Genomic DNA, 18,946 nt, shown 5'->3' with positions numbered 1-18,946 from the left:
TGGCGCTCATAGCGCGCCGCTACAAGCAGCTCAGTGCTTAAAATGCCGCACGCCGGTGAAGACCATCGCCATGCCGCGCTCGTCGGCGGCCTTGATGACTTCCTCGTCGCGCACCGAGCCGCCCGGCTGGATGGCGCAGGTGGCACCGGCGTCGGCGGCGGCGATCAGGCCGTCGGCAAAGGGGAACAGCGCCTCGCTGGCCACGACCGAGCCCTTGAGGTCGAGCTTGGCCTCACCGGCCTTCCACACGGCGATGCGCGAGCTGTCCACGCGGGCCATCTGCCCGGCGCCGATGCCGAGCGTCTGCTCGCCGCGGCAATAGACGATGGCGTTCGATTTGACGTGCTTGCCGACCTTCCAGCCAAAGAGCATCGAGGCCCATTCGTCGGCCGTGGGCTGGCGCTTGGTCACGATCTCGCAGGCCGCCATCTTTTCCATCGAGCGGTCGCGGTCCTGCACTAACACGCCACCGACCACGGAACGTACTTCCTGCAGGGCGTCGGCGCCGATGCCCTCCTTGGCGATCATGAGACGGAGATTCTTCTTTTTGGCGAAGATCGCCAGCGCCTCGTCGGAGAACCGCGGGGCGATGATGACCTCGGTGAAGATGTCCTTGATCTGCTCGGCGACGTCCACGCCGAGGGTCTGATTGACGACAATGATGCCGCCGAACGGCGCCTGCCGGTCAGTCGCGTAGGCCTTGTGCCACGCTTCGATCAGTGAGTCGGCGCTGGCGACGCCGCAGGGATTCGTGTGCTTCAGGATCGCCACCGTCGGACGCTCGAATTCGCCGATCAGGTAGGTCGCCGAAGTGATGTCCAAAATGTTGTTATAGCTGAGCTCCTTGCCCTGCAGCTGCTGGAAGTGGTCGTGGAAGGTGCCATAGAGCGCGGCCTTCTGGTGGGGATTCTCGCCGTAACGCAGGCTCTGCGCCTTCTTCAATGTGAGCGAGTAACTCGCCGGGAATCCACTCAGGGCCTCGAGGTCGGGTTCGGCCTGCTGGCCCTCGAGATACTTCGCGATGGCGGTGTCGTAGGCGCCCGTGCGCTGGAAGACCTTCAGCGCAAGCTTCCGGCGCAGCGCGCCCATGCCGGCGGGGTTGGCCAGCCCGACAATCACCGAGGCATAGTCGTCGGGATCGCAGACGACGGTCACGCTCTCGTGGTTCTTTGCGGCGCTGCGCAGCATGGACGGTCCGCCGATGTCGATATTTTCAATCGCCTCCTCGAACTCGACGTGCGGCTTCGCGACGGTCTGCTCGAAGGGATAGAGGTTAACCACCACGAGGTCGATCAGCCCGATGCCGTGCTGGCGGGCCGCAGCCAGGTGGTCTTCCTTGTCGCGGCGGCACAGCAGGCCGCCGTGGATCTTCGGGTGCAGGGTCTTCACACGACCTTCCATCATCTCCGGGAAACCCGTGTGCTCGCTAACCTCGGTCACCGGCAGACCCGCGCCGGCGAGGAGCTTGGCCGTGCCGCCGGTCGAGAGCAGGCGGTAACCATGCTGTTTGACGAGGGCCGTGGCGAAGTCCACCAGACCGCGTTTGTCACTGACCGAGAGCAGCGCGAGCTTTTCCATAGGAACGGCCTTTGTGCGCCCCGCCCAATTCCCCGGCAAGCCGAAAGCCGGTCAGAAAACCTGAAAGCTGAGACCTGAAACCTGAATATGATCCAGAGATGTGGCTTAATCCACAGGTTTCAGGTTTCAAGTTTCAGGTTTCCCTGTCTTCCTCCTTTCCATGCCCGCGTCGCTTGAACTGCCCGGTCTCAAGGTCCATCTGGACAACCTGGTCTATCGCCACGGCGGAGAGCAGCTACCGCCTGACAAGCCGCACGCGTTCATCTACTTCCTCACCATTCGCAACGACTCCGACCGCATCGTCACCCTGCTCGGACGGAAATGGATCATCGAGCACGCCGACGGCACGCGCCTGGTCGTCGAGGGCGACAAGATCGTCGGCGAGACCCCTACACTCGCCTCGGGAGAGCATTTTTCCTACAACAGCTACCACGTCGGCCACTGCGACGCCCGGGCAACGGGCAGCTTTCACGGCGTGGACGAGGACGGCCAGCGGATCTATGTGCGCATCCCGGCGTTTGACATGACGATTCCACGGGGTTGACCTGTCTTTGTCATCGCGAGTCCGGCTCCGCCGGACGTGGCGATCCAGCCGACTGGATGGCCGCGGCGTTCCGCCTGGCGCCCTGACGGCCCCTTTTAATGAAGCTCATCGATCTCAACGGCGACGGCGGCATCGGCGCGAATTCGCTCTATATCCAGCTCGGCGACTTCCACCTCGTCATCGACAGCGGCCTGCACCCCAAGAAATCCGGCCGCGACGCCGCCCCGAACCTCCGCCCGCTCCAGGGCGTGAAGCTCGACCTGATCATCATCACGCACTGTCACCTCGACCACATCGGCTCACTCCCGTTGCTCCTGCGCAACCAGCCCGATGTGCCGGTGATCATGACCCAGCCCAGCCGCATGCTCATCGAGCGCATGCTGCACAATTCCGTCAACGTGATGGTCCGCGAGCGCGAGGAGAAGGGCACGGCCGATTACCCGCTGTTCACGCACGAGGAAATCGACCGGATCGCCCCACGTCTCTACGGTCACCCCTACAACCACGCCAAGAAGTTCTCGGGCGCCAAGGACGACATCGAGTTCATCCTCCACCCCGCCGGCCATATCCCCGGCGCCGCCGGCGTCGAGATCCACCATAAGAACCGCCGACTCTTTATCACCGGCGACGTGCTCTTCAACGTCCAACGCATCCTCGCCGGCGCCATGTTCCCCAAGGCGAAATTTGACACGCTTGTCATGGAGACCACGCGCGGTGTCACGGAGCGTGCCGCCGAAAAGACCCGCTCCTTCGAGATGATCCGACTCGTGGAGACAATCAATGCCACGATCGAGCGGGGCGGCTCCGTGCTCATCCCGGTCTTCGCCCTCGGCCGCATGCAGGAGATCATGGCCATCCTCCACGATGCCCGAAAATTCAACAAGCTGGTGGACGCGCCGATTTTCGCCTCCGGCCTCGGCATGGACATCGCCGACCTCTTCGATCAGATCGCCAAGAAGACCGGCGCCGTCCACTTCACCCGCACGATTCTCAAGGACCTCCAAGTCCGCAAGACGCCCCGTGACATCAAGGCCGGCAAGGAGCCGCCCCAGCAGGGCATCTACGTCGTCAGCTCCGGCATGATGGTCGAGAAGACGCCCTCCTACACCCTCGCCTCCGCCCTCGCCGCCTCGCCGAAGCACAGCATCTGCTTCGTCGGCTACTGCGACCCCGAGACCGTCGGCGGCGCGCTCCTCGCCGCCGAGAAAGGCGAGCCCTTCCTCTTCGCCGACGCCAACGTGAAGGTGAAGCTCCGCTGCCAGATCGAACGCTTCGAGCTCTCCGGCCACGCCGACCGCGAGGAACTCCTCGACTACGCCGTCCAGAGCCACCCCCGCTCGATCGTCCTCACCCACGGCGACCCGCCCGCCCGCGCATGGTTTGCCGAGCAGCTCAAGGAGAAGCTCCCGAAAGCCAAGGTGCTCGATCCGGTGCCGCTGCAGACATATACGGTTTAATGAACGGTAATAATTCAGTCCAAATGCGAGTTCACCGAGAACGTGAATTCTCGCCGCACCATATCCTAATCGGTGCTGCACATTTGGCCTTAGAACGCGCACGAATGAGGGCCCCCGGCTGGTTATACGATGAACTAGTCACGATAACTTTTTCCGCTATGGCCTTAGAGGCCCTAGCCAACGCTTTTGGCGAGCGCCTTATCCCGCGTTGGAAAGATTACGAATCAGCTAGCCCAATCGCCAAGCTGCGCATTGTCGTCGTAAATCTAAAAATGCCGGAACCAAATTTTGAGACTGATCCTTGGGCCGCAGTTATATGGCTTGTCAAAATTCGCAACAAGGTCGCCCACGCCAAGCCAGAGTATATCAAGTTCGATAAAACTATGTCGCGTGCGGAATTTGAAAGACAGCGTTTTGATGCTCCGACATCAAAACTCGAATTGGAGATATCGCTAGAGAATGCCGAGAGAGCATATAAAACCATTGATGTGATATTTGAATTATTGTGTAAGCATACACCAATTGAGCAATTGGATGGTCTGCTAAGCGACGGTTTTTCAGGAACAGTATCCATTTCTGAATCGAAGAATGCGTAGGCAAGTCGCTTGGGGCATCCCCAGCATAGTCGTAGTTCTAAGCGATATGCTGCGACGTTTGACAGCACGACAAGGAGGTTAACTCTAGTGGAACCCCATGAAGTCACTGTCCACTCTCCCCCGGCGCGAATTCCTCAAGAACTCCGCGCTCGCTGCCACCGGTTTGTTTGCCCTGCCTTCGCTGTTTTCCGCCAGCCTCGGCACCCGCCCTCGCCGGCCGGGGCCGGCTGACCGAATCAACCTTGGCGTGATCGGCTTCGGCACTCAGGCCCATGCCTGTGTGCCGACCTTCCTGGGCGATCCGCGGCTGCAGGTCGTGGCGGTGGCCGACCCGGTGAGGGACCTGCCGAACTACGGCTACAAGGGCGAACTGCGCGGCGGCCGACTCGTTGGTCAAAAGGTCGTGGAGGCGCATTACGCCGAGTGGAAGGACTCCGGCACCTTCAAGGGCTGCCGTATCTATGAGGATTTCCGCGAAATGCTGGACCGCGAGGACCTCGACGCCGTCTATGTGAGCACGCCCGATCACTGGCACTGCGCGGCGGCGCTCCACGCGATCAAGCGCGGCCTGCATGTTTACGGACAGAAACCGCTGTCGCTGACCGTGGCCGAGGGCCGGCGCATGGCGCAGGCGGTGGCCGAGTCGGGCGTCACGTTCCAAACCGGCTCCCAACAGCGCAGCTCCGTGCATTTCCGCACCGCCTGCGAGTTCATCCGCAACGGCCGCATCGGCCGGGTCCAACAAGTGAAGATCGGCTTCAGCGGCGGCCACACCAACTGGTCGGGCCTCGCCAACCGGAACAAGCCCGAACCCGTGCCGGCCGAGCTGAACTACGACCTGTGGCTCGGGCCCGCACCCGAACGACCCTACACGCCTGCCCTGCTCCAGCTCAACTGGCGCCACAACTGGGACTACTCGGGCGGCTTCGTGACCGACTGGGGCGCGCACCACCTCGACATTCTGCAATGGGCGCTATGCGAGGATGCCGGCGGCCCGGTTCGGATCGAGAACGTGAAGGCTACCCTGCCTGACCCGGCGGCGGTTTACAACACGCCGACCGCGTTCGCCTTTGACGTGGTCTATGCCAACGGGGTGCGCGCGAACGTCTCGGACTCCCACCGCAACGGCCTCCACTTCACGGGCGAGGACGGGCGCGCGATCTTCGTGGGCCGCGGCGTGCTGGAGATGACCCCCAAGGAACTCGCGCGGAAGAAAATTGAGCCCGGTGAAATCCACCTGCCCGTGAGCGGACTCCACGAAAAAGATTTCGTGGACCACATCTACGACGGCGGCACCCCCATCGCACCCGTCGAGATCGGCCATCGCTCCATCACCATCGCCCACCTCGCCAACATCGCGATCCGTCTCGGCCGCGAGAAACTCCAGTGGGACCCGGCGAAGGAACTGATCATCGGCGACCCAGCCGCGAGCGCGATGCTGTCCCGGCCCTCGCGCAAGGGATTCGAGGTGTGAGCGGAGGCTCGGTTCCAATTGCAGACCAGGGCTGCACGGTGTAGCTGCGCTTGAGCCGTAGGCGAAAGCGTGGTCCGAGAACGACCACGTTGTCGCTCCGCTCCAACGCGGCTACTGTTCAATAGACCCCGCCCCTACAAATCACCGCCCCAAAATCTCCCGCAGCTTCACCACGGTCGCGGCGTTGCCAGTGACGTATTGGACGCGCGGGGCTTTCAGCGTGAACTCCTTCATCGGATAGGGTGAAGCGGTCAGGTAGTGGATCTTCGCGCCGGACTCCTCAACCAGAGCGCAGGCGGCGGCGATGTCCCAGAGGCGGTTGTTGTGCTCCACCACCCCGTCGAGCAGGCCGATGGCCACGTAGGCGAGGTGCAGCGTGCTGCTGCCGAGTCCGCGGATCTTGAAGTTCTCGATCAGGCGCTTGCCCTCGCCAGCGTAAACCTTGTCCACTGGCGAATGAAACCCGATCAGGCTGTGGCCGCTCGGGGAATCGGGCCGGGCCTTCACTTGCTGGTCGCCGTCCCACACGCCCCTCCCGGGGCCGCCGTGGATGAGCTTCCGGCGGGCGAGGTCGTAGATCACGCCATAGACCGGTTCGCCGTGTTCGAGCAACGCGAGCGAGATGGCGCAGTGGGCGATGCCGTTGGCGTAGTTGTTGGTGCCGTCAATCGGGTCGCAGACCCAGCAGAATCGCGAGGTGACGGGCGTGGGCGTTTCGGTCGGCGTAAGTTCCTCGCTGAAAAACTGGTCCTCGGGAAAGGCTTTGGCGATGGCATCCTGCAGGTGCTGCGAGATGGCGACGTCCACTGGCGTCACCTTGGTGCCGTCGTATTTGATCTCGGCGCGGGCCCGGCCGAATTCCCGGTGCATGAGTTCCGACTCGGCCATGACGGCCCGCTTCGCGACTTCGATACGTTGGTCTGGTTCTGGGTTAGCCACGGATTACACGGAGGCACACGGATGCCAGACAGGAAAGACATTTATGGCGAAAGTCTCGTTTCCTCCACGGATGAAACGAGGAGCACTTAGTAAAACACCCCGACCCAACTCCGTTCTCTCGGTCAGCTCCTGTGCCTGGCCTTGGCGGCTGTTCGTTCTACTCAGAGGTTCAGTCCCATCTTGCCGAGCACGCGGGCGAGGTCGTCGTTGCCGGCGTATTCGATGATGATGCGGCCGTTCTTGTCGGAGTGCTTAAGCGAGCTGCGGGCGCCGAGGTGCGAGGTGAGTTTTTTCTCGATGTCGGCCAGTGCAGTGGCCGTGGCCCCGGGCATGCGGCGCTTCTTGCCGGTTTTGCCGCCGGCGTGAGAGCGAAGGAGTTCCTCGAGGGCGCGAACGCTCAGCCCCTGCTCCAGGGTGCGACGGGCGAGCACGGCGCGCTCGGCCGAGCCTTCGACGCCGAGCAACACCTTGGCGTGGCCGACGCTGAGCATGCCCTTGCCCACGTAGCCCTGCAGCTCGGCCTCCAGGCCGAGCAGGCGCAGGGAATTGGCGACCGTGGCGCGGCCCTTGCCGACGCGCTGGGCGGCGGCATCCTGCGTGAGGTCGAAATCGCGGATGAGACTGGCGTAGCCGTGCGCTTCTTCGATCGGGTTGAGGTCGGCGCGCTGCAGGTTCTCGATCATCGCCAGCGTGGCGGCCGAGGCGTCGCTCGAGTTCATCACCCGCGCGGGAATCGATTTCACGCCGAGCTTCTGGAAGGCGCGCCAGCGGCGCTCACCCGCGATGAGCTGGAACTTGTCGCCCGCGGACCGCACCACAATCGGCTGCAGCAGGCCCTCGGCGCGGATGCTTTCCACGAGTTCGGCCAGCGCCTCGTCGGAGAACTCCTTGCGCGGCTGATACGGGTTGGGCTCGACGTGGTGAACCGGAATTTCCCGATAGCCGGGCAGCCCCTCGACCACCACCGGGGCCGGGACGGGAGCGGGCGTGGCAGCCGGAGCGGGTGCCGGAGCGGCGGGCTTGGGGGCGGCGGCGGAGCTGGTGATCAGCGCGCCGAGACCGCGGCCGAGACGGGAAGGAGATGGCTTGGCCATGTTATTTGGCGAGGGGAATGAAGAGCGTCTGCCCGACGCGAATCTTGGTCGGGTCGGCAATCTTGTTGGCGTTGATGATGTCCTGGAGCTTGGCGCCGTTCTTGCGGGCGATCACTGCGAGCGTGTCACCGGACTGGACGGTGTAATTGATGCCTTCCTTGGGAAAATCTTCCGCGAACGTGGTCTGCACGACGGGGCGCGTGGCTTGGCTCTTGGCGAGGGCGTCGAGCGCGGCGTTGGTCTGCTTGCCCAGCTTTTCCAGCTGGCCGGCGACCTGCGCCAGAATCTCGCGCTTCTGGTCAACCAGCTCGGATTCAAGCGTGCGGTTCACGTCGGCGATGGCCTTGTTGAGTTGCTCGACCGTGGCATAGCTCCGGTTGGCCTTGTCCTGCAACGCGCTGTTTTCACGCGTGAGCTGCTCGACGGTCATGGTCAGTTCACCGACGCGCTGGGTGAGCAGCATGACATCTTGGCGGAGAGAGGCCAGCTCCGCGCGCTCCATCTGGGCGGACGCGCCGACCGCGAGAAACAGCATCAGGGCGCCGAAGCGCAGGGTAAAAGCTCGCATAGGCGTCAGGTTGGGCGATTCGTCCGCAAAAACAAGCCTAGCCCTTGCGATAGGGAAACGGCTGCCCCGCGACCAGCGCCGGCATCGGTCGCGACAGCAACAGCGTGCCCGGCGCAACCGGGAACCCGCGCAAAAATTCCCCCGCCGGGAGCATCTTCCCGCCCGGCCGCTGGAGCCGGCACAACCGCAGGACCCCCTGCCCCGTCGCGACCAGCAAACCGTCGTCCTTGTGCCCGAGAACTGTGCCCGGTGTTTGGCTAGACGCGGACGGGCCGGTCTCTGGCTGACCCAATGCGTCAGCCAGGCCGAGTTTGACCGGCTGGCCATTGATCTCGACCGAAGAGCCGGGCCAAGGATTAAGGCCGTTGATGCGCGCGGCGAGCGCGGCGGCCGGCGCGGTAAAGTCGAGCACACCGTCGGCCTTTTCCAGGCGACGGCAGAAGGTCGCCTGGGCGGCATCCTGCGGGGTGAAAACCTGGTGACCGGCGGCGATGGCCGGGAGGCAACGCGCGAGCAGCGGCACGCAGGCCTGCGCCAGTTTGGCCTCGACCTCCGCAGCGGTATCGAGCGGCGCGATGGTCACGCGTTCGACATCGGCCACGGGGCCGGCGTCGAGTTGCAGCACCATCCGCATGAGAGTCACGCCGGTCTCGCGATCGCCGCAGGCCGTGGCAGTCTGGATCGGTGACGCGCCGCGGTATTTCGGCAGGATCGAGGTGTGCAGGTTGAGCGTGCCGAGGCGCGGCGTGTCGATCGCGTCCTGCTTGAGGATGTGGCCGTAGGCCATGACGAGTGTCAGCTCGGGTGCGCAGGCGGCGAGTTGCGCGCGGGCAGCGGCATCGAATTTGTCCGGCTGGTGCACCGGCAGGCCGCGGGCCTCGGCCCAGAGCTTGATCGCGTTCGGCTGCACCTTCTGCCCGCGTCCCATCGCCCGGTCCGGCTGCGTGAATACGGCCACGACCTGACCCACTTCGCTGCGGACCAGCCAGTCCAGCGCCGGCAGCGCGATGGCATCGGAGCCCATGAAGACGAGTTTAAGCATGGTGACGTCCCAGTGTCATGCTGAGCTAAGCGAAGGATCCAGCGGAATGACCGCAGCGCACCTCATCCTGGATTCTTCACTGCGTTCAGAATGACAGGTGGCGGCAATCATTTCCTCAATCGTCCAGCATGCTCGGATCAAACTCCATCTCCTCGCCGCCGCCCTCCTCCGTGCCGCCATCGCCGGTCTTGCTCTTGCGGTAGGCCAGGCGCTGCTCGATCGGCACCTTCTTCTTGCCGACGAGGTCGAAGTGGATCGGGCAGCCGTCGAGTTCGAACTCCTTGACGAGGCCCGCCTCGAGGTAGCGGCGGTAAGATTCGGTGAGCGTGCGCTCCTGGTTGCAAAACACCTTGATGCGAAACGGCCGGCGCGAGGTCTGCGTGGCGTAGTAGATCTTGAAGCGCTGGCCGCCGATCGCCGGCGGCGGTGTGCGGTCCGCCAGCTTGATGAGCGTGGCGTTGAGCCGCGCGGTCGGGATCTTGGTGTCGAGGCGGCGGTCCAGCGCGCGGGCGGCGCGCAGCATGCGGTCGATCTCATGGCCGGTCAGCGCCGACACGAACATCACGGGCGCACCGGGCGTGAAGAACAGCTGGTCAAACATCGCCTTCTCGAACTTCTCGCGAAAATCGCGCGCGTTCTTGTATTTCTCCATGCCCGGCGAATGCGTGCGGAAGGCCTCGTGCACGAGGTCCCACTTGTTGACCACGATCACGATCGGTTTCTGCGCCTTAACGATCTCGCCGGCGATGGCCTTGTCCTGCTGGGTGACGCCGTCCATCGCGTCGAGCACCATAAACACAACGTCGGAACCGTGGATGGCCTCGAGCGAGCGCAGGCGGGAAAAATACTCGACCGACGACGACAGCTTGGGCGCGGCGCGGATGCCGGCCGTGTCCACGAGGCGGAACAGCCACGGCTTGCCGTCCTTGTTGGTGTAGCTGAAGTCGAGTTCGACCGCGTCGCGCGTGGTGCCGGGCACGTCGCTGACGATAAGGCGGTCGCTCTTGAGCAGGCGGTTGCTAAGGGATGACTTGCCCACGTTGGGGCGGCCGAGGAAGCAGATGTGCAGACGGGCGCGCTCCTCGTCGGTTTCCTCCTGCACCGGTCCGAGCTTTTCCAGGACCGCGTTGCGCACCTCGGCCTCGCCGTTGCCGTGCTCGGCGGAGATGTAGAACGGCTCGCCGAAGCCCAACCGGTAGAACTCCGAGATGTCGGCTAGCTTTTCCTGCCCGCGGTCGGCCTTGTTGGCGACCAGCAGCACATGCTTCCGGCTCTTGCGGAGGAGTTGCGCGATGCGCTCGTCGAGGCCGGTCACACCCTCGCGGGCGTCGATGACAAAGAGAATCACGCTGGCTGCCTCGATCGCGAAGCCAACCTGCGCTTCGGAGGCCTTGGTGATGCGTGCCGGGGTGTCGCTGCCGGTCAGGCCCAGACCGCCCGTGTCGAGCAGCGTGTAGCCGCCGTCCTCAACCTCCGCCGTGATGACATCGCGTGTGACACCCGGCATGTCGTGAACAATGGATATGCGCTTGCGGGCCAACCGGTTGAACAGGCGGCTTTTGCCCACATTGGGGCGGCCCACGATGGCGACGGTGCGCGGTGCATTCTGCATCCCCCGAGGTATCGCGCCCCGGGCGACGCTGGCAAGCGATGATTCCAGCGCGGGCCGCCTGCCCGCCGGCTCAAGTTCCGTCCGCCGGTGTCGATGGAGAGCAGCACGGGCCATCGACTTATGAACATCCTTATCGCCGATGACGAAGCCCGCTACCGGGTCATGATGGGCCATTTGTTCGAGAAATGGCCCGAGCATCAGCTCACGCTCGCCGAAGACGGCAACGAAGCCTGGACCCTGCTTGACGATCCGAAGCGCTGGTTCGACGTGGTCTTTCTCGACCTGAACATGCCCAAGTCCGGCGGGCTCGACGTGCTCCGCCGCCTGCGCGAGTCGCCGCTGCACAAGTCGGTCGAGCCGGTCATCTGCACCGCCAGCAATGACCGCGAAACGATCAAGCAGGCCATCGCCCTTGGCGTGCGCCACTACATCGTGAAGCCCTGGACCGAGGCCCAGATCGCGGACAAGCTGCGCCAGATCGCCGCCAAACGCGCCGCATAGTCCGCGCCCTCTGGTGTAGCCGCCTTGGAGCGAAGTCGCTCGACGGACTCGGGACCTTGAGCTTGCCGAAACGGCGACTAGGTGGTCGCGCACATACGACGCCCCGCCCCCAAGTTTAGTGTTTATTCCCGCCCGTGACTGGTTTCAGTGCGTGGCTCCGATGTTCGAATCACTCACCGAGAAACTGACCGGCGCACTGCGCAACCTGCGTGGCACCGGCACCCTGTCCGAAGCCAACATGGCCGACGCCCTCAAGGAGGTGCGCGCCGCCCTGCTCTCGGCCGATGTCCATTTCAAGGTCGCCCGCGACTTCATCGACCGCGTCCAAGAGCAGTGCGTTGGCCAGAGCGTGCTGAAATCCGTGTCGCCCGGTCAGCAGGTCGTGAAGATCATCCACGACGAGTTGGTGAAGCTCCTCGGTGAAGGTGCGACCGAACTCGCCGCTAAGCGTCCGCTGAAAGTGCTCATGGTTGGTCTGCACGGCTCGGGCAAGACGACCTCCACCGCCAAGCTCGGCAAGCTGCTCAAGAAAAAGGGCGCCCGGCCCTTCGTCGTGGCCGGCGACGTCTATCGCCCTGCCGCCATCGACCAACTCGAGATTCTCGCGAAGCAGGAGGAACTGGGCTTCTACTGCGACCGGGCCTCCAAGGACGTCCCCGGCATCGGCGCGAAGGCCCTCGAGTCCGCCCTCGCGCAGAACGCCGACGTCATCCTCTTCGACACCGCCGGGCGCCTGCAGATCGACCACGACCTCATCGAGGAGGTGAAGAAGCTCAAGGCGGCCGTGCAGCCCGACGAGGTCATCCTCGTGGCCGACGGCGCGCTCGGCCAGGAGGCGGTGAACGTCGCCAAGGCCTTCCACGACGCCCTCACGCTCACCGGCCTCATCCTCACCAAGCTCGACGGCGACACCCGTGGCGGCGCGGCGCTCTCGATCAAGTCCGTCACCGGCGTGCCCATCAAATTCATCGGCACCGGCGAGAAGACGGAGAACTTCGAGATCTTCCACCCCGACCGCCTCGCCTCGCGCATCCTCGGCATGGGCGACGTCGTGTCGCTCGTCGAGAAGGCGCAGGAGACCATCGATCAGAAGGAAGCCGAGCGCATGGCCGAGAAAATGCGCAAGGCGGACTTCAATCTGGAGGACTTCCTCGCGCAGATGCAGCAAGTGAAGAAGATGGGCTCGATGCAGTCCATCCTCGGCATGATGCCCGGCATGAGCGGCGTGCAGCTGCCCGGCGACGCCGACCGCCAGATGAAGCGCACCGAGGCCATCATCCAGTCAATGACCGTGCAGGAGCGCCGGAAACCTTCGCTGCTCAACGGCAACCGCCGCATCCGCATCGCCAAGGGCGCCGGCGTGCAGGTCGTCGAGGTCAACCAGCTCATGAAGCAGTTCGACCAGATGCAGAAGATGATGAAAATGATGAAGGGCGGAAACCAGAAGAAGCTCATGCGCCAGATGGAACAGATGCGCGGCCGCGGCGGCATGCCGTTCTGACGCCTCTCGATGGAGGCGGGATTGTCAGTCCCGCGAGTTCCCGATGCCTCGCTTCCTGCAACTGCTCCTCGCGCTCGCCGCCCTCGGTGCCGGCCTCTGGCTGCTTTATGCCGGCTACGGCCGCGAAGTCTCACTCGCCGGCAAGACCGAGACCGGACTGACCTATTTGAAGACCGGCATCGACGGAAAGACCCGCGTCATGACGCACCACTGGCACTACGGCGCCGGCCTGCTCCTGATCATCGGCAGCATCTGGTGGCTGGCGAAGGGCGGCGGGACGGTGAAGACCAAGAGGTCTCGCCGGTAGGATTCGGATTGAAGCGTAGCCTTGGAGCGCAGTGACAATGTGGTCTGTGCGCGACCCCACGCTTTTGCCTCCGGCTCAAGCACGGCTGCTACTCCGAATAGATCCGCGCCACAGACCCAAACCCAGCGTTTGACGCTGACCCTTGCGCGACTATACCCACAACACCCCATGGCTCCCCCCAAAGCCTCCGCCCGCCCCAAGACTGTGATCGAGTATCTTGCTGCCGCCGACAATCGTGCCCGCCCCCGCCTGCGGGAACTCCGCAAAATCGTGCGCACCGCCGCGCCGGGGGCCGTCGAATCTCTCAAATGGGGCATGCCGGCTCATTCGTATAAGCGTATTCTGGTTATGTATGCCGCCTTCAAGAATCACGTCAGTCTCTTCCCGGGCACACCCAGCATCCGCGCCTTTAAGCAGGAACTGGCCAAGCACGATGGCTCCGGCTCGACCGTGCGTTTCCCGCTCGACCAGCCCGTGCCCGCCACCCTCATTCGACGCCTCGTGAAACATCGCGTCACGGAAAGCGTCGAGAAGGACGGCAAATGGCGGACTGAGCCCTGACTTTTTGTCCCCACGACGGAGGCTTAGCGAAGATGGCGAAGCAAACCCACCAAATACACGAAATGACCAAACATGAATCAGCGATGGCAGCTTCCTCCTTCTCTCCTTTTCGTGTCTTCCTTGTATTTCGTGGTTAAACCTTCCGTCTAAATCTATGTCTTCTCCTCTCGGATTTGCAGTCGTCGGCACGGGCATGATCGCCGGCTACCATGCGCAGGCCATCGCCCAGACCCCCGGCGCCAAGCTCGTTGGCGTGGTCAGCCGCTCCGCGGATCGCGGCGTCGCCTTTGCGGCCAAGCACGGCATCCCGGTCATCACCGCCACGGTCGAGGAGATGGTCGCCCGCGCCGATGTCCAGGTGCTCAACGTCACCACCCCGAGCGGCGCGCATCTCAATCCCGCGCTGACTGCCATTCGCGCTGGCAAGCATGTGGTCGTCGAGAAACCGCTCGAGATCACGCCCGCCCGGTGCGACCAAATCATCGCCGCCGCCGAGCAGCAGGGTGTGAAGGTCGCCGCCATCTTCCAAGGTCGTTTCGGCGCCGGCGCGCAGAAGGTCAAGGCCGCCGTCGAAGCCGGCCGCCTGGGCCGCCTGGTTCTCGCCAGCGCTTACGTGAAGTGGCACCGCACCGTCGAATACTACAAGACCGCCTGGAAGGGCACCTGGGAACTCGACGGCGGCGGCGCACTGATGAACCAGGCCATCCACGGCGTGGACCTGCTCCAGTGGCTGGCCGGTCTGCCGTCCGAGGTGTCCGGACGCTTCACCCGCCGCGTCCATACCGGCATCCAGGCCGATGACACCACCGTGGCCACGCTCCGGTATCCCGACGGCGCCCTTGGCACCATCGAGGCCAGCACGGCACTCTGGCCCGGCTGGTCGCGGCGCATCGAACTTTGCGGCGAGAAAGGCTCCATCTGCCTGGAGGATGACTTCATCGCCCGTTGGGATTTTTCCACAGCCGAGCCCGGTGACGACGCCATCCGCCACGCCAAGCGTGACGACGTGCTCGGTTCTGGTTCTTCCGTTCCCGGAGGCATCGCCATCACCGGTCACCTGCGGCAGATCGGCGATCTCGTCGAAGCTGTGCGCGATAACCGTCCGCCCGCCATCGGCGCGCGCGAAGGCCGCAGGGCGGTCGCGCTCGTCCACGCCATTTACGAATCGGCCAAGAGCGGCCAGGTGGTTAAAGTATGAATCCCCACCCGAGCACTCCCTCTGCCATTCTGAACGCAGCGAAGCATCCAGTGCCACCGCACCTCACGACCGCCGCACTGGATTCTTCGCTGCGCTCAGGATGATACGCAACGCCGGGGCTTTCGCGTAACCGCTTAAGCCCCTCTCCGATCGCCTCTCGCCCTCGCGGCCTCTTCTCTTCACCCACGCACCCACGCCACCCATGACGTCACCCCAAGCCCCTGCCCCATCCACCGCCACCGGCAAAGCCCGGATCATGGTCCTTCTCGCCGCGTTTCTCGGCTGGATGTTCGACGGCCTTGAAATGGGCATCTTTCCGCTCATCGCCCGGCCCGCACTCCAGCAGATGCAGGCCGCTTCCGGCATCGTGGACGACAAGTTCGTCGGTTTCTGGATGGGTTGGGTCACCGCCGTGTTCCTGCTCGGTGCGGCGGGGGGCGGCCTGCTTTTCGGCTGGCTGGGCGACAAGATCGGGCGCGTGCGTGCCATGAGCATGGCGATCCTCTGTTATTCCATCTTCACCGGCCTGGTATATTTTGCCGCGGAACCCTGGCACCTCGCCGCGCTGCGCTTCATCGCCGCGCTCGGCATGGGCGGCGAGTGGGCCCTGGGCGTTGCGCTCGTCATGGAAGTCTGGCCGGAGAAACACCGCCCGATGCTCGCGGGCGTCATCGGCGCGGCGGCCAATGTCGGGTTCGCGCTCATCGCCTGCGTGGGCATATTTTTCGCGGTGACACAGGACACCTGGCGCGTGGTCGTGGTGATCGGCGCCCTGCCGGCCGCGCTCACCTTCTTCGTGCGGCTCTTCGTGCCGGAGTCGGAAAAGTGGCAGCATGCCGCCGCCGCCAAGCCCACCCAGCCGATGAAGGAAATCTTCTCGAACCGTGCGCTGATCAAGCCGCTCGTGCTCGGCATGCTGATCTCTTCGGTCGCGCTGATCGGCACCTGGGGTTCCGTGCAGTGGCTGCCGCTCTGGGCCGACAAGATGGCTGGTCCGGAGCTCCCGAAGGCCAAGGCCTACACGCAGGCGCTCTCGGCACTCGGTTCCGTCTTCGGTTGCCTCGTCGGCGCCTGGCTCGGCGGCGTGCTGGGCCGGCGACCCGCCTACTTCTTGCTCAGCCTGGGCTCGCTGGTCAGCTGCGCGCTCCTTTTCCGAGGTGTGGACACCTATGGCGCCACCTTCCTGACCCTCACCTTCATCGTGGGCGCGATCACCGCCGCCTTCTTTGGCTGGCTGCCGCTCTATCTGCCGGAGATTTTCCCAACCCGCGTGCGGGCCACGGCGCAGGGCCTGTCGTTCAACGCCGGCCGCATCCTCGCCGCCGTCGGTGCGCTCCAAATGGGCGCGCTGATGCAGACCTTCCATGGCAGCTACGCGCAGGCCGGTGCGGTTATCTCGCTGGTCTATGTGTTTGGCCTGGTCATCATCTGGTTCGCCCCCGAAACCCGCGGCAAGCCGCTGCCCGAGTAATTCATTCTTCGCCATGACCTCTCTCGTTCGTCTCTTTGCCCTGCTTGTCGCCACTGCCACGCTGGCTTCCGCCGCCAACTGGCGCGTCACCGTGCCGGCCGCCGAGGTGGATCGCGCCGCCGTGGTGGTGTCGTTTCCCATGCCCGCCGCGGCCTCGCGCAACGCCATTGTCAACGGCCGCGCCGGCACGTTTTCCGTGCAGGTGGACGACGGCGGCACCGCCCGCTTCGTGCTGCCCCATATCAAGGCTGGTGAGTCCCCCGTGCTCACGTTGCGGCCGGTGGATTTTTATTCGACCGATGTTGCGAGTGTGGCGGCCGACGGCCGGGTAAAGCTCACCGTGCGGGGCAAGCCCGTGCTCGACTACTGGACCCGGGAGGAACCCCTGCCCAACGACCGGGTGGACAAGAAATTTCTGCGCAGCGGCCACATCCACCCGGTGCACTCTCCCGCCGGCACGGTCATCACCGGCAGCTATCCGGCCGACCATCTGCACCATCACGGCATCTGGGCGCCTTGGACCAAGACGCAGTTCCAGGGCCGCGCCCCGGATTTCTGGAACATGGGCCAGCTCACCGGCAAGGTGGAGTTTGCCGAACTGGTCCGCATCTGGAGCGGTCCGGTGCATGGCGGATGGGTGGCCATGCAGCGCCAGATCGACCTCTCCGCGCCTTCGCCGGTCACCGCGCTGAACGAAACCTGGGAGGTCACGGTTTACGAAGTGACCGCGACCGTGACGCCGATGCGCGTTTTCGACCTCGTTATCACGCAGACCTGCGCGACGCCCGATCCGCTCATCCTGCCCGAGTATCGTTACGGCGGCCTCGGCTTCCGCGGACACGATGGTTGGAACGGCAAGGACAACGCGACCTTTCTCACCTCCGAAGGCGAGACCGACCGTGTGAAGGGCAACACGAGCCGCGCCCGCTGGGTCCACATCGGCGGACGCAGCGACGGCGCCCTCGCCGGCGTGGGCATTCTAGGCCACCCGGAAAATTTTCGTGCGCCCGAGCCGCTGCGTCTGCACCCCACGGAACCCTTCGTCTGCTTCGCCCCATCGCAGCTCGGCGAATTTCGCATCGAGCCGGGCAAACCTCACGTCATGCGCTACCGCTTCGTCGTGACGGACGGTCCGGCCGACGGAGCCCTGCTCGAAGCCTGCTGGCAGGCCTACGCCAAGCCCGCGGTTGCCACGTTGTCGGCAGAGTGACACGCTGTTGTACTGTCCACCTCGGCGCGCCTCGCCAATGGTCTCGTGTCTCGCAGAATGACTGAAGTCACTTCACCCCACCTGCCGATGACCGACCAACCCCGCCGCCATTTTCTCAAAACCCTCGCCGCCGGTGCCGCCACCGTCGCGGTCTCCTCCTCCGCCCAAACCTCTCCCGCCATGAGCACCCAGAAAGCCGACGGCATGAACTACGCCCCGAAGGGCAAACCCAACCCGGTCGTGAAGCCCGGCGAATTCGTCTTCGCCGCCGCCCACCTCGACCACGGCCACATCTACGGCCAGTGCAACGGCCTCACCGAGGCCGGCGGCACGCTCAAGTGGGTCTTCGAGCCCGACCCGAAGAAGCTGGAGAATTTCCTCAAGCAATTCCCCAACACCAAGGTCGCCCATTCGCTCGACGAGATCCTCGCCGATCCCGAGGTAAAGCTCGTCACCACCGCGCCGATCCCGAAGTTCCGCGGCCCGATGGGCTGCAAGGTCATGCAAGCCGGCAAGGATTACTTCACTGACAAGCCGCCCTTCACCACCCTCGCGCAGCTCGACGAGGCGCGGAAGGTCGCCGCTGCGACGGGCAAGAAGTTCATGGTGTATTACAGCGAGCGCCTGCATGTGGAGTCCGCCATGTTCGCCACCGATCTCGTGCAACAGGGCGCCATCGGCCGCGTGCTGCAGGTCATCGGCCTCGGGCCGCACCGCGAGGGCCCGGGCCGGCCCGACTGGTTCTACGACCACGACAGCTACGGCGGCATCCTCTGCGACATCGGCTCGCACCAGTTCGAACAGTTCCTCACCTACACCGGCGCGACCGACGCTACGATCCAACACGCCGCCGTCGCCAACTACGCGCACCCCGACAAGCCCGGGCTGGAAGATTTCGGCGAGGCCAACCTGCTCGGCAACAACGGCGCGACCAACTACGTCCGCGTGGACTGGTTCACCCCGAAGGGTCTCAGCACCTGGGGCGACGGCCGCACCATCATCCTCGGCGAGAAAGGCTACATCGAGCTGCGCAAATACGTGGACGTCGGCCGCGACAAGAAGGGCGACAATGTCTATATCGTGGACGAGACCGGCGAGCGCTACCTCAACGTGGACGGCCAGGTCGGTTTCCGCTTCTTCGGCGAGTTGATCCTCGACTGCATCCATCGCACTGAAAAAGCCATGACCCAGGCCCACGCCTTCAAGGCCGCCGAGCTCTGCCTCAAGGCCCAGGCCGCGGCGAAGAAGATCGCGTAGGCGGTTTCGCAACTGCATGCGGCGCTTGATGCCGCC

General features: G+C 64.4%; 18 protein-coding genes. 12 read left to right on the top strand and 6 right to left on the bottom strand.

The features are described from left to right. Positions 1–30: 30 nt before the first annotated feature. A complete protein-coding gene (gene purH / locus ESB00_RS09430) occupies positions 31–1,578 on the bottom strand; it encodes a bifunctional phosphoribosylaminoimidazolecarboxamide formyltransferase/IMP cyclohydrolase (RefSeq protein WP_129047443.1) in 1,548 nt (515 codons plus the stop codon). A 160-nt stretch (positions 1,579–1,738) separates the two neighbouring features. Between purH and ESB00_RS09425 the strand changes: the two genes are divergently transcribed. The 4 genes from ESB00_RS09425 (at position 1,739) to ESB00_RS09410 (ending at position 5,649) form a co-directional block, all read left to right on the top strand. Then, on the top strand, positions 1,739–2,122 hold the full coding sequence (locus ESB00_RS09425; RefSeq protein WP_129047442.1) for a Co(2+)/Mg(2+) efflux protein ApaG: 384 nt from the start codon (positions 1,739–1,741) through the stop codon (positions 2,120–2,122). Between the two features lie 98 nt (positions 2,123–2,220). After that, the gene (locus ESB00_RS09420; RefSeq protein ID WP_129047441.1) at positions 2,221–3,579 is read left to right on the top strand and encodes an MBL fold metallo-hydrolase; all 1,359 of its coding nucleotides are present in this window, start codon (positions 2,221–2,223) and stop codon (positions 3,577–3,579) included. Positions 3,580–3,737: 158 nt separating this feature from the next. Next, a complete protein-coding gene (locus tag ESB00_RS09415) occupies positions 3,738–4,175 on the top strand; it encodes a hypothetical protein (protein ID WP_129047440.1) in 438 nt (145 codons plus the stop codon). 97 nt (positions 4,176–4,272) lie between these two features. Beyond that, positions 4,273–5,649 carry a Gfo/Idh/MocA family protein gene (locus ESB00_RS09410; RefSeq protein WP_129047439.1) on the top strand — a complete coding sequence of 459 codons (1,377 nt, stop codon included), beginning with the start codon at positions 4,273–4,275 and terminating at the stop codon, positions 5,647–5,649. Positions 5,650–5,790: 141 nt separating this feature from the next. Here the strand turns inward: ESB00_RS09410 and ESB00_RS09405 are convergent, their stop codons facing one another. The 5 genes from ESB00_RS09405 to der form a co-directional block, all read right to left on the bottom strand. Then, a complete protein-coding gene (locus ESB00_RS09405) occupies positions 5,791–6,588 on the bottom strand; it encodes an inositol monophosphatase family protein (RefSeq protein ID WP_246026448.1) in 798 nt (265 codons plus the stop codon). Between the two features lie 161 nt (positions 6,589–6,749). After that, positions 6,750–7,682 carry a ParB/RepB/Spo0J family partition protein gene (locus ESB00_RS09400; protein ID WP_129047438.1) on the bottom strand — a complete coding sequence of 311 codons (933 nt, stop codon included), beginning with the start codon at positions 7,680–7,682 and terminating at the stop codon, positions 6,750–6,752. A 1-nt stretch (position 7,683) separates the two neighbouring features. Further along, positions 7,684–8,250, bottom strand: a complete 567-nt coding sequence (locus ESB00_RS09395; RefSeq protein WP_246026447.1) for a LysM peptidoglycan-binding domain-containing protein — start codon at positions 8,248–8,250, stop codon at positions 7,684–7,686. A 37-nt stretch (positions 8,251–8,287) separates the two neighbouring features. Next, complete coding sequence (gene fmt / locus ESB00_RS09390; RefSeq protein ID WP_246026446.1) at positions 8,288–9,292, bottom strand: methionyl-tRNA formyltransferase; 1,005 nt, start codon at positions 9,290–9,292, stop codon at positions 8,288–8,290. Between the two features lie 115 nt (positions 9,293–9,407). Further along, complete coding sequence (der, locus tag ESB00_RS09385; protein ID WP_129047437.1) at positions 9,408–10,904, bottom strand: ribosome biogenesis GTPase Der; 1,497 nt, start codon at positions 10,902–10,904, stop codon at positions 9,408–9,410. 120 nt (positions 10,905–11,024) lie between these two features. Between der and ESB00_RS09380 the strand changes: the two genes are divergently transcribed. The 8 genes from ESB00_RS09380 (at position 11,025) to ESB00_RS09345 (ending at position 18,910) form a co-directional block, all read left to right on the top strand. Further along, on the top strand, positions 11,025–11,405 hold the full coding sequence (locus tag ESB00_RS09380) for a response regulator (RefSeq protein ID WP_164976120.1): 381 nt from the start codon (positions 11,025–11,027) through the stop codon (positions 11,403–11,405). 160 nt (positions 11,406–11,565) lie between these two features. Continuing rightward, the gene (gene ffh, locus ESB00_RS09375) at positions 11,566–12,906 is read left to right on the top strand and encodes a signal recognition particle protein (protein WP_129047435.1); all 1,341 of its coding nucleotides are present in this window, start codon (positions 11,566–11,568) and stop codon (positions 12,904–12,906) included. Positions 12,907–12,949: 43 nt separating this feature from the next. After that, complete coding sequence (locus ESB00_RS09370) at positions 12,950–13,213, top strand: hypothetical protein (protein ID WP_129047434.1); 264 nt, start codon at positions 12,950–12,952, stop codon at positions 13,211–13,213. Positions 13,214–13,381: 168 nt separating this feature from the next. After that, positions 13,382–13,774 carry an iron chaperone gene (locus ESB00_RS09365; protein ID WP_129047433.1) on the top strand — a complete coding sequence of 131 codons (393 nt, stop codon included), beginning with the start codon at positions 13,382–13,384 and terminating at the stop codon, positions 13,772–13,774. A 154-nt stretch (positions 13,775–13,928) separates the two neighbouring features. Next, positions 13,929–14,972 (top strand): Gfo/Idh/MocA family protein, encoded by a 1,044-nt coding sequence (locus tag ESB00_RS09360; protein WP_129047432.1) that lies wholly within the window; start codon positions 13,929–13,931, stop codon positions 14,970–14,972. A gap of 202 nt (positions 14,973–15,174) precedes the next feature. Further along, positions 15,175–16,443 carry an MFS transporter gene (locus ESB00_RS09355; RefSeq protein ID WP_129047431.1) on the top strand — a complete coding sequence of 423 codons (1,269 nt, stop codon included), beginning with the start codon at positions 15,175–15,177 and terminating at the stop codon, positions 16,441–16,443. 13 nt (positions 16,444–16,456) lie between these two features. Continuing rightward, on the top strand, positions 16,457–17,653 hold the full coding sequence (locus tag ESB00_RS09350) for a DUF6807 domain-containing protein (RefSeq protein WP_164976119.1): 1,197 nt from the start codon (positions 16,457–16,459) through the stop codon (positions 17,651–17,653). Between the two features lie 57 nt (positions 17,654–17,710). Continuing rightward, positions 17,711–18,910 (top strand): Gfo/Idh/MocA family oxidoreductase, encoded by a 1,200-nt coding sequence (locus ESB00_RS09345; RefSeq protein ID WP_179954377.1) that lies wholly within the window; start codon positions 17,711–17,713, stop codon positions 18,908–18,910. Positions 18,911–18,946 lie beyond the last annotated feature (36 nt).

Source organism: Oleiharenicola lentus (genome assembly GCF_004118375.1).
Lineage (GTDB): Bacteria > Verrucomicrobiota > Verrucomicrobiia > Opitutales > Opitutaceae > Lacunisphaera > Lacunisphaera lenta.
The sequence above is the reverse complement of the archived record's forward strand: the minus strand, read 5'-3'. Positions and strand labels throughout refer to the sequence as shown.

What these genes read in the sequence shown, in the direction of transcription:
- purH (WP_129047443.1), bottom strand. Translation starts at nt 1,578, where the DNA reads ATGGAAAAGCTCGCGCTGCTCTCGGTCAGTGACAAACGCGGTCTGGTG.
- ESB00_RS09425 (WP_129047442.1), top strand. Translation starts at nt 1,739, where the DNA reads ATGCCCGCGTCGCTTGAACTGCCCGGTCTCAAGGTCCATCTGGACAAC.
- ESB00_RS09420 (WP_129047441.1), top strand. Translation starts at nt 2,221, where the DNA reads ATGAAGCTCATCGATCTCAACGGCGACGGCGGCATCGGCGCGAATTCG.
- ESB00_RS09415 (WP_129047440.1), top strand. Translation starts at nt 3,738, where the DNA reads ATGGCCTTAGAGGCCCTAGCCAACGCTTTTGGCGAGCGCCTTATCCCG.
- ESB00_RS09410 (WP_129047439.1), top strand. Translation starts at nt 4,273, where the DNA reads ATGAAGTCACTGTCCACTCTCCCCCGGCGCGAATTCCTCAAGAACTCC.
- ESB00_RS09400 (WP_129047438.1), bottom strand. Translation starts at nt 7,682, where the DNA reads ATGGCCAAGCCATCTCCTTCCCGTCTCGGCCGCGGTCTCGGCGCGCTG.
- ESB00_RS09395 (WP_246026447.1), bottom strand. Translation starts at nt 8,250, where the DNA reads ATGCGAGCTTTTACCCTGCGCTTCGGCGCCCTGATGCTGTTTCTCGCG.
- fmt (WP_246026446.1), bottom strand. Translation starts at nt 9,292, where the DNA reads ATGCTTAAACTCGTCTTCATGGGCTCCGATGCCATCGCGCTGCCGGCG.
- der (WP_129047437.1), bottom strand. Translation starts at nt 10,904, where the DNA reads ATGCAGAATGCACCGCGCACCGTCGCCATCGTGGGCCGCCCCAATGTG.
- ESB00_RS09380 (WP_164976120.1), top strand. Translation starts at nt 11,025, where the DNA reads ATGAACATCCTTATCGCCGATGACGAAGCCCGCTACCGGGTCATGATG.
- ffh (WP_129047435.1), top strand. Translation starts at nt 11,566, where the DNA reads ATGTTCGAATCACTCACCGAGAAACTGACCGGCGCACTGCGCAACCTG.
- ESB00_RS09370 (WP_129047434.1), top strand. Translation starts at nt 12,950, where the DNA reads ATGCCTCGCTTCCTGCAACTGCTCCTCGCGCTCGCCGCCCTCGGTGCC.
- ESB00_RS09365 (WP_129047433.1), top strand. Translation starts at nt 13,382, where the DNA reads ATGGCTCCCCCCAAAGCCTCCGCCCGCCCCAAGACTGTGATCGAGTAT.
- ESB00_RS09360 (WP_129047432.1), top strand. Translation starts at nt 13,929, where the DNA reads ATGTCTTCTCCTCTCGGATTTGCAGTCGTCGGCACGGGCATGATCGCC.
- ESB00_RS09355 (WP_129047431.1), top strand. Translation starts at nt 15,175, where the DNA reads ATGACGTCACCCCAAGCCCCTGCCCCATCCACCGCCACCGGCAAAGCC.
- ESB00_RS09350 (WP_164976119.1), top strand. Translation starts at nt 16,457, where the DNA reads ATGACCTCTCTCGTTCGTCTCTTTGCCCTGCTTGTCGCCACTGCCACG.
- ESB00_RS09345 (WP_179954377.1), top strand. Translation starts at nt 17,711, where the DNA reads ATGACTGAAGTCACTTCACCCCACCTGCCGATGACCGACCAACCCCGC.